Here is a 14,980-nt window from a genome sequence, read left to right on the forward strand (position 1 = left end):
CTTATTTTTCGTGGTAAGCGAAAAAACGTTGATAAATCAACGTTTTTTACTCATGTTTAGACGTATAGAATGCGAAAAAGTTGGACAAAATTATATAATAGCTTTTATCAAAATAGGAAAACTGCGGTTTTAAAAATATGAAACCCTTTTTCTTTTTGTTTTCTAACCTTCTTAATAGAATGTTAGATAGAAATATGATACACGAAAAAAACGCTGGATTTGAGGGGTGAAGCAGTTGACAGGTCAACTAGTTCAGTTTGGACGCCACCGCCAACGAAGAAGTTATGCAAGGATTAGCGAAGTGCTTGAATTACCAAACTTAATTGAAATTCAAACCGCTTCCTATCAATGGTTTCTTGATGAGGGGTTACGTGAAATGTTCCGAGACATTTCGCCGATTGAAGATTTTACAGGGAACCTCGTTTTAGAGTTTATTGATTATAACTTAGGTGAGCCGAAGTATCCTGTAGATGAATCAAAAGAGCGCGATGTTACTTACGCTGCTCCGCTTCGTGTGAAAGTGCGTCTGATCAATAAAGAGACGGGCGAAGTAAAAGAGCAGGAAGTATTTATGGGAGATTTCCCGTTAATGACAGATACGGGAACCTTTGTGATCAACGGGGCAGAGCGTGTAATTGTATCACAGCTCGTTCGTTCACCAAGTGTTTACTATAGTGAGAAAATCGACAAAAACGGTAAAAAAGGTTTTACCGCTACTGTCATTCCAAACCGCGGTGCTTGGCTGGAGTTCGAAACAGATGCTAAGGACGTAGTTTATGTGCGTATTGACCGCACAAGAAAAATCCCTATTACCGTATTGCTTCGTGCTTTAGGGTTTGGGTCTGATCAAGAAATCATTGATTTGCTTGGAGAAGACGAGTATCTTCGCAACACGCTAGATAAGGATAATACAGAAGGAACGGAAAAAGCCCTTCTCGAAATCTATGAGCGTCTTCGTCCGGGAGAGCCTCCAACAGTAGATAATGCAAAAAGTTTATTAGATTCTAGGTTCTTTGATCCTAAACGCTATGACTTAGCTAACGTTGGACGCTACAAAATCAATAAAAAGCTTCATATAAAGAATCGTCTCTTCAACCAGAAACTAGCTGAAACACTTGTTGATGCTGAAACTGGTGAAGTGATTGCTGAAGAAGGTACGCTTCTTGACCGCAGAACGCTAGATAAGATTATCCCTGCTCTTGAGAGTGGTGTAGGCTTTAAAACCGTAACACCAGCAGGAGGAGTGGCTGAAGATCAAGATATCGCTCTTCAATCTATCAAAATCTATGCGCCTGATGATCAAGAGGGTGAAAGAATCATTAATGTTATCGGAAACGGACTTGTTGATAAAGAAATTAAAAACATCACGGTTTCTGACATTATTGCTTCTATCAACTACTTCTTCAACTTATTGCATCAAGTAGGTACAACAGATGATATTGACCATCTTGGAAACCGTCGTCTGCGTTCAGTTGGTGAGCTTCTTCAAAACCAATTCAGAATCGGACTTTCCAGAATGGAACGTGTTGTGCGTGAGCGTATGTCAATCCAAGACACAAATGCGATTACACCACAAGCGTTGATCAATATTCGTCCTGTTATCGCATCTATTAAAGAGTTCTTCGGAAGCTCTCAGCTTTCACAGTTCATGGATCAAACGAACCCGCTAGCAGAATTGACGCACAAACGTCGTCTATCTGCACTAGGGCCAGGTGGTCTTACACGTGAACGTGCAGGCTTCGAAGTTCGTGACGTTCACTACTCTCACTACGGTCGTATGTGTCCGATTGAGACGCCAGAGGGTCCGAACATCGGTTTGATCAACTCACTTTCTTCTTATGCAAAAGTGAACCAATATGGATTTATCGAAACACCATACCGTAGGGTTGACCCTGAAACTGGTCGTGTAACGAGCCGTATTGATTACTTGACTGCTGATGAAGAAGATTTATACGTAGTTGCACAGGCGAACTCTATCTTAGGTGATAACGGAGAGTTCATGAACGAAGACGTAATCGCACGTTTCCGTGGTGATAACACTGTTGTTAAACGCGAACGCATCGATTATATGGATGTATCGCCGAAACAGGTAGTATCTGCTGCGACAGCATGTATTCCGTTCTTAGAGAATGATGACTCCAACCGTGCCCTAATGGGAGCGAACATGCAACGTCAGGCTGTACCTTTACTTGTTCCTGAATCACCGATCGTTGGTACAGGAATGGAGCACGTTTCAGCAAAAGACTCTGGAGCTGCAGTAATCTGTAAGCACGAAGGAATTGTTGAGCGCGTTACAGCAAAACAAGTTCAAGTACGCCGCATTAAAGAAGTAGATGGCAAGGAAGTTTCAGGCGACCTTGACACTTACAACATGCTTAAGTTTATTCGTTCCAACCAAGGAACGTGTTATAACCAGCGTCCGATTGTAAGCACAGGAAACCGTGTGACGAAAGGGGAAATCTTAGCGGATGGCCCTTCAATGGAAGTCGGTGAACTTGCTTTAGGTCGTAACGTTCTTGTTGCCTTCATGACTTGGGAAGGTTACAACTACGAGGATGCTGTCATCATGAGTGAGCGTCTCGTTAAAGACGACGTTTATACTTCGATCCATATTGAAGAATATGAGTCAGAAGCGCGTGATACAAAACTTGGACCGGAAGAAATCACTCGTGATATTCCAAACGTCGGAGAAGATGCATTACGCAACCTGGACGAACGCGGAATCATTCGTGTTGGTGCAGAAGTTAAAGATGGAGATATCTTAGTTGGTAAAGTAACGCCTAAAGGTGTAACTGAATTAACAGCTGAAGAACGTCTATTACATGCGATCTTCGGTGAAAAAGCTCGTGAAGTCCGCGATACATCATTGCGTGTACCTCACGGTGGAGATGGAATCATCCTTGACGTTAAAGTGTTTAACCGTGAAGATGGCGATGAACTACCTCCGGGTGTGAATCAGCTCGTTCGTGCATACATCGTGCAAAAACGTAAGATTCATGAAGGAGATAAGATGGCCGGACGTCACGGAAACAAAGGTGTAATTTCTAAAATTATGCCTGAAGAAGATATGCCTTATCTTCCAGATGGAACACCAGTTGACATCATGTTAAACCCACTAGGGGTACCTTCCCGTATGAACATCGGTCAGGTATTGGAGCTTCACCTTGGAATGGCTGCTCGTCAGCTAGGCATTCATGTTGCTACACCGGTATTCGATGGAGCGCGTGAGGAAGATGTTTGGTCTACGATCGAAGAAGCCGGAATGGCTCGCGATGGTAAAACGGTACTTTATGATGGGCGTACAGGTGCTGCGTTTGATAACCGTGTATCAGTTGGGGTTATGTATATGATCAAACTGGCTCACATGGTTGATGACAAGCTGCATGCTCGTTCAACTGGACCTTACTCACTTGTTACACAACAGCCTCTTGGCGGTAAAGCTCAATTTGGAGGTCAGCGTTTCGGTGAGATGGAAGTATGGGCGCTTGAAGCATATGGCGCGGCATACACACTACAGGAAATTCTTACGGTTAAATCCGATGATGTTGTCGGCCGTGTGAAAACGTATGAAGCCATCGTTAAAGGCGAAAACGTTCCTGAACCAGGTGTTCCAGAATCATTTAAAGTATTGATCAAAGAACTTCAATCTCTTGGAATGGACGTTAAGATCTGTTCTGGAGATGACAAGGAAATTGAAATGAGAGAGCTTGATGATGAAGACGATCAGGCAAGCGAGAAACTAAATCTAAATCTTGAGTCTTACACTTCGAATGACTAAAACAGGATATCAAAAGGGAGGTACGCTCCTTGATAGACGTAAATAATTTTGAATATATGAAAATTGGTCTTGCTTCACCGGACAAAATCCGGTCGTGGTCAAGAGGGGAAGTAAAAAAACCTGAAACAATCAACTACCGTACACTTAAGCCTGAAAAAGACGGCTTGTTCTGTGAAAGAATTTTCGGTCCTACAAAAGACTGGGAATGTCATTGCGGAAAGTATAAGCGCGTCCGTTATAAAGGCGTGGTTTGTGACCGTTGTGGTGTTGAAGTAACAAGAGCTAAAGTTCGACGTGACCGTATGGGTCACATCGAGCTTGCTGCTCCTGTATCTCACATTTGGTACTTCAAAGGTATCCCAAGCCGTATGGGTCTTGTTTTGGATATGTCTCCAAGAGCATTAGAAGAAGTAATCTACTTTGCTTCATACGTTGTTACTGATACAGGAGATACACCTCTTGAGAAGAAACAACTGCTTTCAGAAAAGGAATACCGCACATACCGTGAAAAGTATGGAAAAGGTTTCACTGCACAAATGGGTGCAGAAGCGATCAAACGTCTTTTAGAAGACATCGATGCTGAAAAAGAAGTTGAGATGTTGAAAGAAGAGCTTAAAACAGCACAAGGCCAACGCCGTACTCGTGCTATTAAGCGTTTAGAAGTACTAGAAGCATTCCGTCACTCAGGCAACCATGCCGATTGGATGATTCTAGAAGTACTTCCGGTTATTCCACCGGAATTGCGTCCGATGGTTCAGCTTGATGGTGGACGTTTTGCCACATCTGACCTTAACGACCTTTACCGTCGTGTTATCAACCGTAATAACCGTCTGAAGCGTCTATTAGACTTAGGTGCTCCAAACATTATCGTTCAAAATGAAAAACGTATGCTTCAAGAAGCAGTCGATGCATTAATCGATAATGGTCGTCGTGGCCGTCCGGTTACTGGACCAGGAAATCGTCCGTTAAAATCACTTTCACACATGCTGAAAGGGAAACAAGGTCGTTTCCGTCAAAACTTGCTAGGTAAACGTGTTGACTACTCTGGACGTTCGGTTATCGTAGTAGGTCCGAACTTAAAGATGTACCAATGTGGTCTTCCTAAAGAGATGGCACTTGAGCTCTTCAAACCATTCGTTATGAAAGAGCTAGTATCAAAAGGTCTTGCACACAACATCAAGAGTGCAAAACGCAAAGTAGAGCGCGTTCAGCCAGAAGTTTGGGATGTTTTAGAAGAAGTTATTCGTGAACACCCGGTTCTACTAAACCGTGCACCTACACTTCACAGACTTGGTATCCAAGCATTCGAACCAACGCTTGTAGAAGGCCGTGCAATCCGTCTTCACCCGCTCGTATGTACAGCTTACAACGCTGACTTTGACGGTGACCAAATGGCGGTCCACGTTCCTCTTTCTGCTGAAGCACAAGCAGAGGCTCGTATCTTAATGCTAGCTGCTCAAAACATCTTGAACCCGAAAGATGGTAAGCCGGTAGTAACACCATCACAGGATATGGTTTTAGGTAACTATTACCTGACTCTAGAACGTGAAGGGGCTATTGGTGAAGGGTCTGTATTTAAAGATATCAACGAAGCGATCATCGCTTATGAAAATGGATTCGTGCACTTGCACTCTCGTATTGCAGTACCGGTATCCAGCTTAAATAAAGAAACTTTCACGGATGAACAGCAATCTAAGCTTCTTATGACGACAGTAGGTAAGTTGTTATTCAACGAGATCCTGCCTCCGTCATTCCCTTACATTAACGAACCGACTACGACGAACCTTCAAGTGGAAACACCTGAAAAGTACTTCTTAGATCCGGCTGCTAATGTAAAAGAGGAAATCCAGAAGCATGAAGAGATTGTTCCATTCAAGAAAGGGATTCTAGGTAAGATTATCGCGGAAGTATTCAAACGCTTTAAGATTACTGAAACGTCTAAGATGCTTGACCGCATGAAGGACTTAGGATTTAAATATTCTACGCGCGCTGGTATCACAATCGGTGTATCCGACATCGTAGTATTACCTGAAAAGCAAGAGATCCTTGCTGTAGCCGAAGAAAAAGTAGTAAACGTTACTAAGCAATTCAGACGTGGTTTGATCACTGAAGAAGAGCGCTATGAGCGTGTAATCAATGTTTGGAGTTTGGCGAAAGACGAAATCCAAAATAAATTGATGGGTACACTTGATAAGCGAAACCCAATCTTCATGATGAGTGACTCCGGTGCCCGTGGTAACGCATCTAACTTTACGCAGCTAGCTGGTATGCGTGGTCTGATGGCCAACCCGGCTGGTAAAATCATCGAGCTTCCAATCAAATCAAGTTTCCGTGAAGGCTTAACAGTACTCGAGTACTTTATCTCTACTCACGGAGCGCGTAAAGGTCTTGCTGATACAGCCCTTAAAACAGCTGACTCAGGTTACCTTACTCGTCGATTGGTTGACGTTGCTCAAGATGTTATCGTACGTGAAGATGACTGTGGAACGGACCGTGGCTTAGAAGTTGCAGCTATTAAAGAAGGCAACGAAGTTATCGAGCCTCTTCATGAGCGTTTGATCGGCCGTACTGCTTATAAAAAGGTATACCATCCTGAAACAAAAGAACTTCTTGCAGACGTTAATCAGCTGATCACTGAAGACATGGCCGCTCATATTGAAGAAGTAGGCGTGAAAGCAGTAACGATTCGTTCTGTATTTACTTGTGACACACGTCACGGGGTTTGTAAGAAATGTTACGGACGCAACCTTGCAACAGGCTCTGACGTTGAAGTTGGGGAAGCTGTTGGAATTATCGCTGCTCAATCCATCGGTGAGCCAGGTACACAGCTTACAATGCGTACCTTCCATACAGGTGGGGTAGCAGGAGATGATATCACACAAGGTCTTCCGCGTATCCAAGAATTGTTTGAAGCGCGTAACCCGAAAGGTCAAGCGGTTATCTCTGAGCTTGAAGGTACGGTTGTTGGCGTGAACGACAATAAAGATAAGCGTGAAGTAGTCGTTCAAGGTGAAATCGAATCTAGATCTTACACGATTCCTTTCGGTGCCCGCATTAAAGCGGTCGAAGGCGATAAGGTAACTGCCGGTCAAGTATTGACGGAAGGTTCGATCGATCCTAAAGAATTAATTAAAGTACGTGGTGCAGAAGGCGTACAAGAATACCTATTGCGTGAGGTTCAGAAAGTTTACCGTATGCAAGGGGTAGAAATCGGAGATAAGCACGTTGAGGTTATGGTTCGCCAGATGCTTCGCAAAGTGCGCATCATCGATTCTGGTGATTCTCAAGTACTTCCAGGAGCACTTATGGATATTCATGCGTTTACGGATGTTAACCGTAGTGTACTTCTTGAAGGTGGAACTCCTGCTACAGGTCGTCCAGTGCTTCTTGGTATTACAAAAGCATCTCTTGAGACTGAATCATTCTTATCTGCTGCATCATTCCAAGAAACAACTCGAGTTCTTACGGATGCTGCCATCAAAGGTAAGCGTGACGAATTACTCGGACTTAAGGAAAATGTTATTATTGGTAAGCTGATCCCGGCTGGAACGGGTATGAACCGTTACAGAAACATCGGAATCAACTCTCCTGTAGTTGAAGATGAGAACAATGAAGAGGCAGAACTGCCTACAGAACTTGTTTCTCAAGATTAATAAATGAAATGTTGACATCGGGAGCGCATCGGTGATATGATTACGGATGTGCTCCTAAGATTTGTTACTTTGGAGGATATTCGTATGTCTTATGAAAAAGTGACACAGGCTTCTGAAATTATCGTAGGTACTAAGCAAACAATCAAAGCTTTACAGAACGGCGAGGTCAAAGAGCTGGTCGTTGCGGAAGACGCAGATTTTCGAGTAACGAGCAAAGTATTGCAGATTGCCGAAGAGAAGCACGTACCGATCGTAAAGGTTGATTCCATGAAAAAGCTTGGAAAAGCATGCGGTATAGATGTCGGGGCCGCAACTGTTGCGATAAAAGGATAAAATTCATGTTTTTGCGATGGGCATCAATATCGCTCCTCTCGCAAAAACTTTCTTTTGTCCTAAAATGAACCACCTGGGTCGGTGGTATTACGAAAAAAGAGAGGAGGAAATACAAAATGCCTACAATTAACCAATTAGTTCGCAAAGGTCGTGTTTCTAAATCAAAGAAATCTGACTCTCCTGCGTTAAACAAAGGTTACAACAGCTTCAAAAAGTCCCAAACTAACGTTTCATCTCCGCAAAAGCGTGGAGTTTGTACTCGTGTTGGTACTATGACTCCTAAGAAGCCGAACTCGGCGCTTCGTAAGTATGCGCGTGTTCGTCTAACAAACGGAATCGAAGTTACAGCTTACATTCCTGGTATTGGCCACAACCTTCAAGAGCACAGTGTTGTTCTTATCCGTGGAGGACGTGTAAAAGACTTACCGGGGGTACGTTACCACATCGTTCGTGGTGCACTTGATACGGCTGGTGTTAACAACCGTATGCAAGGTCGTTCTAAATACGGAACGAAGCGTCCAAAGGAAGCTAAGAAGTAATATTTTTAAAATAAACTAAACAACTATCAGAAAGGAGGGGACCACATGCCACGTAAAGGACCTGTTGCTCGTCGTGATGTGTTACCTGATCCAATTTACAAGTCTAAGCTTGTAACTCGTCTAATCAATAAAATTATGATTGACGGTAAGAGAGGGGTAGCTCAAACAATCTTGTACAATGCGTTCGATCTTATTAAAGAACGTACGAACCAAGATCCTATGGAAGTGTTTGAACAAGCTCTTAAAAATATCATGCCAGTTCTTGAAGTTCGTGCTCGCCGTGTTGGTGGAGCTAACTACCAAGTACCAGTTGAAGTTCGCCCAGAGCGTCGTACAACACTAGGACTTCGTTACCTAACGAACTACTCTCGTCTACGCGGAGAAAAGACAATGGAAGAACGTCTTGCGTATGAGATCATGGATGCTGCTAATAACACTGGTGCTTCAGTTAAGAAGCGCGAAGATATGCACAAAATGGCAGAAGCAAACAAAGCGTTTGCTCACTACCGCTGGTAAAATCATAGAGACAGTTCTCGGACTGTCTCTAAAACACTATAAAAATTCCTTTTAAAAAGGGAAGGAGAGAAATTCATGGCTAGAGAATTCTCCTTAAAAAATACTCGTAATATCGGTATCATGGCTCACATCGATGCTGGTAAAACAACGACTACTGAACGTGTTCTTTACTATACTGGCCGTATCCACAAAATTGGTGAAACTCATGAAGGAGCTTCACAAATGGACTGGATGGAGCAGGAACAAGAGCGTGGAATCACGATTACTTCCGCTGCTACAACTGCTCAATGGAAAGGTCACCGTGTCAACATCATTGATACACCAGGACACGTAGACTTTACAGTTGAAGTAGAACGTTCATTACGTGTATTAGACGGAGCGGTTGCATTACTTGATGCTCAATCAGGTGTTGAACCACAAACAGAAACAGTTTGGCGTCAAGCGACTACTTACGGGGTACCTCGTGTAGTATTCGTAAACAAAATGGACAAGATCGGTGCGGATTTCTTATACTCCGTTAAAACGATTCATGACCGCCTTGGTGCTAACGCTCACCCGATCCAATTACCGATCGGTGCGGAAGACCAATTCGAAGCAATCATCGACCTTATCGAAATGAAAGCTGTATTCTACGGAAACGACCTTGGTACTGATATCGAAGTTCGTGACATTCCGGAAGAGCACATGCCTTTAGCTGAAGAATACCGTGGAAAACTTATCGAAGCGGTTGCTGAGCTAGATGAAGAAATGATGATGAAGTACTTAGAAGGCGAAGAAATTACGAACGAAGAACTTAAAGCAGGTATCCGTCAAGGAACTTGTAACGTTGAGTTCTACCCAGTAATGTGTGGTTCGGCATTTAAGAACAAAGGTGTTCAGCTTATGCTAGACGCAGTTCTTGATTACCTTCCATCGCCGATCGATGTACCAGCTATTAAAGGTGTACTTCCTGACTCTGAAGAAGAAGTAACTCGTGAATCAAGTGACGAAGCACCATTCTCTGCACTTGCATTTAAAGTTATGACTGACCCTTATGTTGGTAAGTTGACATTCTTCCGTGTGTACTCAGGTACACTAAACTCAGGATCATACGTACAGAACTCTACTAAAGGAAAGCGCGAGCGTGTTGGACGTATCCTTCAAATGCACGCAAATTCCCGTGAAGAGATCTCTATCGTATACGCTGGAGATATCGCAGCTGCTGTAGGTCTTAAAGACACTACAACTGGTGATACACTTTGTGATGAAAAGAACCTTGTTATCTTAGAATCCATGGTATTCCCAGAGCCAGTTATCTCACTATCTATCGAGCCGAAGTCTAAAGCAGACCAAGACAAGATGGGTATGGCGCTTGCTAAGCTAGCTGAAGAAGATCCAACATTCCGTACTGAAACAAACGAAGAAACTGGACAAACGATCATCGCAGGTATGGGTGAGCTTCACCTTGACATCCTAGTTGACCGTATGCGCCGTGAATTCAAGGTAGAAGCTAACGTGGGTGCTCCTCAGGTTGCTTACCGTGAAACAATTCGCCAAGCTGCTAAAGTCGAAGGTAAATTCGTTCGTCAGTCTGGTGGTCGTGGACAATACGGTCACGTTTGGGTTGAATTCGAGCCAGGTGATGAAGGATCTGGATTCGTATTTGAAAACAAAATCGTTGGTGGGGCAGTTCCTCGTGAATACATCCCTGCAGTTCAAGCTGGTATCGAAGAATCAATGAAAAACGGAATGCTTGCTGGTTTCCCATTACTTGACCTTAAAGCTCGTATCGTTGATGGATCATACCATGATGTTGACTCCAACGAAATGGCGTTTAAGATTGCCGGTTCAATGGCTCTTAAGAACGCTAAATCAAAGTGTGACCCTGCAATTCTTGAGCCGATAATGAAAGTTGAAGTAACGGTTCCTGAAGAGTACATGGGTGATATCATGGGTGACGTAACTTCCCGTCGTGGACGTGTTGAAGGTATGGAAGCTCGTGGTAACGCACAAATCGTTAAAGCGATGGTTCCACTTGCTGAGATGTTCGGATATGCAACTAGCTTGCGTTCTCGTACACAAGGCCGCGGTACTTACTCAATGCACTTCGATCACTACGAAGAAGTACCTAAGTCAATCTCTGAAGAAATCATCAAAAAATCAACTGGAGCTTAATCTCTTCGGTTGTAAGAAACAACATTTTCATGTAATCTAAAATGGGCAGTACAAACTGTTCGTTTTAAATAAAAAATCTACTATATGTAAACATATTTAAGGAGGAATCTTTCTCATGGGTAAAGAGAAATTTGATCGTTCCAAAACGCATGCTAACATTGGTACTATCGGTCACGTTGACCATGGTAAAACAACTTTAACAGCTGCTATCACTACTGTTCTTGCTAAGAAAAACGGTAAGGGTGTAGCAATGGCTTATGACCAAATCGACGGTGCTCCAGAAGAGCGCGAACGTGGAATCACAATCTCAACTGCACACGTTGAGTATGAAACTGATTCTCGTCACTATGCACACGTAGACTGCCCAGGACATGCTGACTATGTTAAAAACATGATCACTGGTGCAGCACAAATGGATGGTGGGATCCTAGTAGTATCTGCTGCTGACGGCCCAATGCCACAAACTCGTGAGCACATCCTTCTTTCTCGTCAAGTAGGTGTACCTTACCTTGTTGTATTCATGAACAAGTGTGACATGGTAGACGACGAAGAACTTCTTGAGCTAGTAGAAATGGAAGTTCGTGACCTTCTTTCTGAGTATGACTTCCCAGGAGATGATATTCCTGTAATCAAAGGTTCTGCTCTTAAAGCTCTTGAAGGAGACGCTGATTGGGAAGCTAAGATCTACGAGCTTATGGACGCTGTAGATTCTTATATCCCAACTCCTCCACGTGACACTGAAAAGCCATTCATGATGCCAGTTGAGGATGTATTCTCAATCACTGGTCGTGGTACAGTTGCTACTGGACGTGTTGAGCGTGGTGTAGTAAAAGTTGGTGACGTAGTTGAGATCCTTGGTCTTACTGAAGAGCCAAAATCAACAACTGTAACAGGTGTTGAAATGTTCCGTAAGCTTCTTGACTATGCTGAAGCTGGTGACAACATTGGTGCACTTCTTCGTGGGGTTTCTCGTGAAGATGTTGAGCGTGGACAAGTTCTTGCTAAGCCAGGTACTGTTAAAGCTCACACTAAGTTCAAATCAGAAGTTTATGTTCTTTCAAAAGAAGAGGGTGGACGTCACACTCCATTCTTCTCTAACTACCGTCCTCAGTTCTACTTCCGTACAACTGACGTAACTGGTATCATCCAACTTCCTGAAGGCGTAGAAATGGTTATGCCTGGAGATAACGTTGAGATGACTGTAGAACTAATCGCTCCAATCGCTATCGAAGAAGGAACTAAGTTCTCTATTCGTGAAGGTGGACGTACAGTTGGTGCAGGCGTAGTTGCAACAATCACTGAGTAATCTTATTACTCTTTTATAAAAACACTCTCCTTTTGGAGGGTGTTTTTTTGTATGTCGGATTCGTTTTTAGTAAAGGATGTTTTCATAAGCTTTGTTGCTTGTGAAAGTAGTTGATTTCCGTTCCAGGCTGCTCGCTTTCCACGGGGCAGGCGGTGAGCCACATTCGTACGTTTCACGTATAAGTGTCTCACCTGCCCACCTGTCCCGCAGGAGTCTCGCACTTCCACTCCAATCAACTGTCAAAGGAGACGAGGATTTTAAAGCGATCATCTATAGATATGAGCGATAATAAATTCTCTAGAAACAATTAAGAAAAAGCAATATACGAGCAGTCTGTAAAGAGAGTGGCTCCACTGGACGATATATCAAACTGTAATTCCTGATATTTGGAGCATAATCCTGCGAGTTGTAAAAACAACTTCATTCGCAACGCTACTAGGCTTATCCAATCTAAGTTCACTACTAACAATCGCATCTCTTCTATATATATAGAAGAAACACATTCAAATATGCAAAAGAAGAAAAAGGAAGTTGAAATCTGCTGATAAAGTCTCTATAATAGAAAAAGTGCGATTAGCAATAAATAAATGCAAATAACACTTGCATTGGGCGTTGCTTTTCTCTATAATAAGTAATGTTGGTCATTCACTGCGATGATCCGGAAGGTTGCTGACACACTAGGCCCCTTTGCCATGGCTGGTGATATCAGGTTGAATTTCCGCGGAGCAATGTCTGTTTATCAAAATAGGCGAATAAAGGAGGGAAAAAAATGGCAAAGCAAAAGATTCGTATCCGTTTAAAGGCGTATGATCACAGAATTCTTGATCAATCAGCTGAAAAAATCGTAGAAACTGCTAAGCGTTCAGGAGCAAAGGTATCTGGTCCTATCCCACTACCTACTGAGAAAGCGATCTACACGATCCTTCGTGCGGTTCATAAGTACAAGGACTCTCGTGAGCAGTTCGAAATGCGTACTCATAAGCGCTTGATCGATATTATCGAGCCAACACCACAAACAGTTGATTCGTTAATGCGTTTGGATCTACCGTCTGGTGTAGACATCGAAATTAAACTATAATTTCACGTTTGCTTATAAATATTTTACTTATTAATAGGAGGTGTGACGAATGACCAAAGGAATCTTAGGTAGAAAAATTGGTATGACTCAAGTTTTCGCAGAAAACGGAGATCTAATTCCAGTTACTGTAGTAGAAGTAACTCCTAACGTTGTTCTTCAAAAGAAATCCGTTGAGAATGATGGCTACGAAGCTATCCAACTTGGATTTGATGATAAAAAAGACTCTCGTTCTAACAAGCCACAAGCAGGACATGCTGCTAAAGCTAGCACGAGCCCTAAGCGCTACGTTAAAGAATTCCGTAATGTTGATGTTGCGGGATACGAAGTTGGTCAGGAAGTCAAAGCTGACATTTTTGCAGAAGGTGACGCTGTAGACGTTACTGGTACATCTAAAGGAAAAGGATTCCAAGGTGTTATCAAACGTCACGGGCAATCACGCGGACCAATGAGTCACGGTTCCCGTTACCACCGTCGTCCTGGTTCAATGGGTGCAGTTGACCCTAACCGTGTTTTCAAAGGGAAAGCATTACCTGGACGTACTGGCGGAGATACAGTAACTGTACAAAACTTAGAAGTTGTAAGAGTTGATGCAGAACGTAATCTTCTACTAATCAAAGGTAACGTACCTGGAGCGAAAAAGAGCTACGTTACAATTAACTCTGCTGTTAAAGCAAAGGATGCTAAATAAGGAAGGAGGACAATCTGATGCCAAAAGTAGCATTATTTAAACAAGATGGTACTCAAGCTGGCGATATCGAATTAAACGATTCCGTTTTCGGTATTGAACCAAATAAAAGCGTGCTTTTCGACGCTGTTATTATGCAGCAAGCATCACAGCGCCAAGGAACGCACGATGTAAAGAACCGTTCTGAAGTTGCTGGTGGTGGACGCAAGCCTTGGAAACAGAAAGGTACTGGACGTGCTCGTCAAGGATCTATCCGTTCTCCACAATGGGTTGGCGGTGGAGTGGTTTTCGGACCAACACCAAGAAGCTATTCTTACAAATTACCTAAGAAGGTTCGTCGCTTAGCTATTAAATCAGCGCTATCTTCTAAGGTTCTAGATAACGACTTAATCGTTTTAGAAGGACTTGCATTCGAAGCTCCTAAAACAAAGGAAATGATGCAAGTACTTGCAAATCTATCCGCAGATCGTAAAGCATTAGTTGTAACTGCTGATTACAATGACGCTGTTGCATTGTCTGCACGTAACATCCCTGGCGTAACAGTTGTTACGGCTAACGGCGTTAGTGTTCTTGACGTGTTAAACCACGACAAGCTTCTTATGACTAAAGACGCTGTGGAAAAAGTAGGGGAGGTGCTCGCATAATGGAAGCTCGTGATGTGATTAAGCGCCCCGTTATTACAGAGCGTTCTACTGAAATAATGGCTGACAAAAAATACACGTTCGAAGTTAACCCTCGTGCTACTAAGACTCAAATCAAAGGCGCACTAGAAGAAATCTTTGGCGTGAAAATTCAATCTGTTAACACTGCTAACTACAAAGGTAAGTTTAAGCGTGTAGGCCGTCATACTGGTTACACTTCTAAACGTAAAAAAGCTGTAGTTACATTAACTCCAGAAAGCAAAGAACTCGACTTTTTTGAAGGAGTTTAAAAAGAAC

Annotated in this window: 11 protein-coding genes; all 11 read left to right on the forward strand. The window is 43.0% G+C overall.

What is annotated here, in order from left to right:
- Window positions 1-235 precede the first annotated feature (235 nt).
- The 11 genes from rpoB (at window position 236) to rplW (ending at window position 14,973) form a co-directional block, all read left to right on the forward strand.
- Window positions 236-3,778 (forward strand): DNA-directed RNA polymerase subunit beta, encoded by a 3,543-nt coding sequence (gene rpoB / locus ACOZ9X_RS20230; protein ID WP_137792247.1) that lies wholly within the window; start codon window positions 236-238, stop codon window positions 3,776-3,778.
- A gap of 29 nt (window positions 3,779-3,807) precedes the next feature.
- Window positions 3,808-7,431 carry a DNA-directed RNA polymerase subunit beta' gene (gene rpoC / locus ACOZ9X_RS20235; protein WP_066390649.1) on the forward strand — a complete coding sequence of 1,208 codons (3,624 nt, stop codon included), beginning with the start codon at window positions 3,808-3,810 and terminating at the stop codon, window positions 7,429-7,431.
- A gap of 84 nt (window positions 7,432-7,515) precedes the next feature.
- The gene (locus ACOZ9X_RS20240) at window positions 7,516-7,764 is read left to right on the forward strand and encodes a 50S ribosomal protein L7ae-like protein (protein ID WP_066237983.1); all 249 of its coding nucleotides are present in this window, start codon (window positions 7,516-7,518) and stop codon (window positions 7,762-7,764) included.
- A gap of 116 nt (window positions 7,765-7,880) precedes the next feature.
- Window positions 7,881-8,303, forward strand: a complete 423-nt coding sequence (gene rpsL / locus ACOZ9X_RS20245; RefSeq protein WP_066390653.1) for a 30S ribosomal protein S12 — start codon at window positions 7,881-7,883, stop codon at window positions 8,301-8,303.
- A 45-nt stretch (window positions 8,304-8,348) separates the two neighbouring features.
- Window positions 8,349-8,819, forward strand: coding sequence for a 30S ribosomal protein S7 (gene rpsG, locus ACOZ9X_RS20250; protein ID WP_066237973.1), 471 nt, complete (start codon window positions 8,349-8,351; stop codon window positions 8,817-8,819).
- A 75-nt stretch (window positions 8,820-8,894) separates the two neighbouring features.
- The gene (fusA, locus tag ACOZ9X_RS20255; protein WP_423419730.1) at window positions 8,895-10,973 is read left to right on the forward strand and encodes an elongation factor G; all 2,079 of its coding nucleotides are present in this window, start codon (window positions 8,895-8,897) and stop codon (window positions 10,971-10,973) included.
- Between the two features lie 115 nt (window positions 10,974-11,088).
- Complete coding sequence (tuf, locus tag ACOZ9X_RS20260) at window positions 11,089-12,279, forward strand: elongation factor Tu (protein WP_066390665.1); 1,191 nt, start codon at window positions 11,089-11,091, stop codon at window positions 12,277-12,279.
- Window positions 12,280-13,048: 769 nt separating this feature from the next.
- Window positions 13,049-13,357 carry a 30S ribosomal protein S10 gene (gene rpsJ, locus ACOZ9X_RS20265; RefSeq protein WP_053356198.1) on the forward strand — a complete coding sequence of 103 codons (309 nt, stop codon included), beginning with the start codon at window positions 13,049-13,051 and terminating at the stop codon, window positions 13,355-13,357.
- A gap of 49 nt (window positions 13,358-13,406) precedes the next feature.
- Window positions 13,407-14,045, forward strand: coding sequence for a 50S ribosomal protein L3 (gene rplC, locus ACOZ9X_RS20270; RefSeq protein WP_066390667.1), 639 nt, complete (start codon window positions 13,407-13,409; stop codon window positions 14,043-14,045).
- 17 nt (window positions 14,046-14,062) lie between these two features.
- The gene (gene rplD, locus ACOZ9X_RS20275; protein ID WP_066390669.1) at window positions 14,063-14,686 is read left to right on the forward strand and encodes a 50S ribosomal protein L4; all 624 of its coding nucleotides are present in this window, start codon (window positions 14,063-14,065) and stop codon (window positions 14,684-14,686) included.
- On the forward strand, window positions 14,686-14,973 hold the full coding sequence (rplW, locus tag ACOZ9X_RS20280; RefSeq protein ID WP_066390671.1) for a 50S ribosomal protein L23: 288 nt from the start codon (window positions 14,686-14,688) through the stop codon (window positions 14,971-14,973). Before rplD ends, rplW begins: the two co-directional genes overlap by 1 nt.
- Window positions 14,974-14,980 lie beyond the last annotated feature (7 nt).

The organism is Fictibacillus nanhaiensis (assembly GCF_049537595.1).
In the GTDB taxonomy this organism is placed as follows: domain Bacteria; phylum Bacillota; class Bacilli; order Bacillales; family Fictibacillaceae; genus Fictibacillus; species Fictibacillus nanhaiensis_F.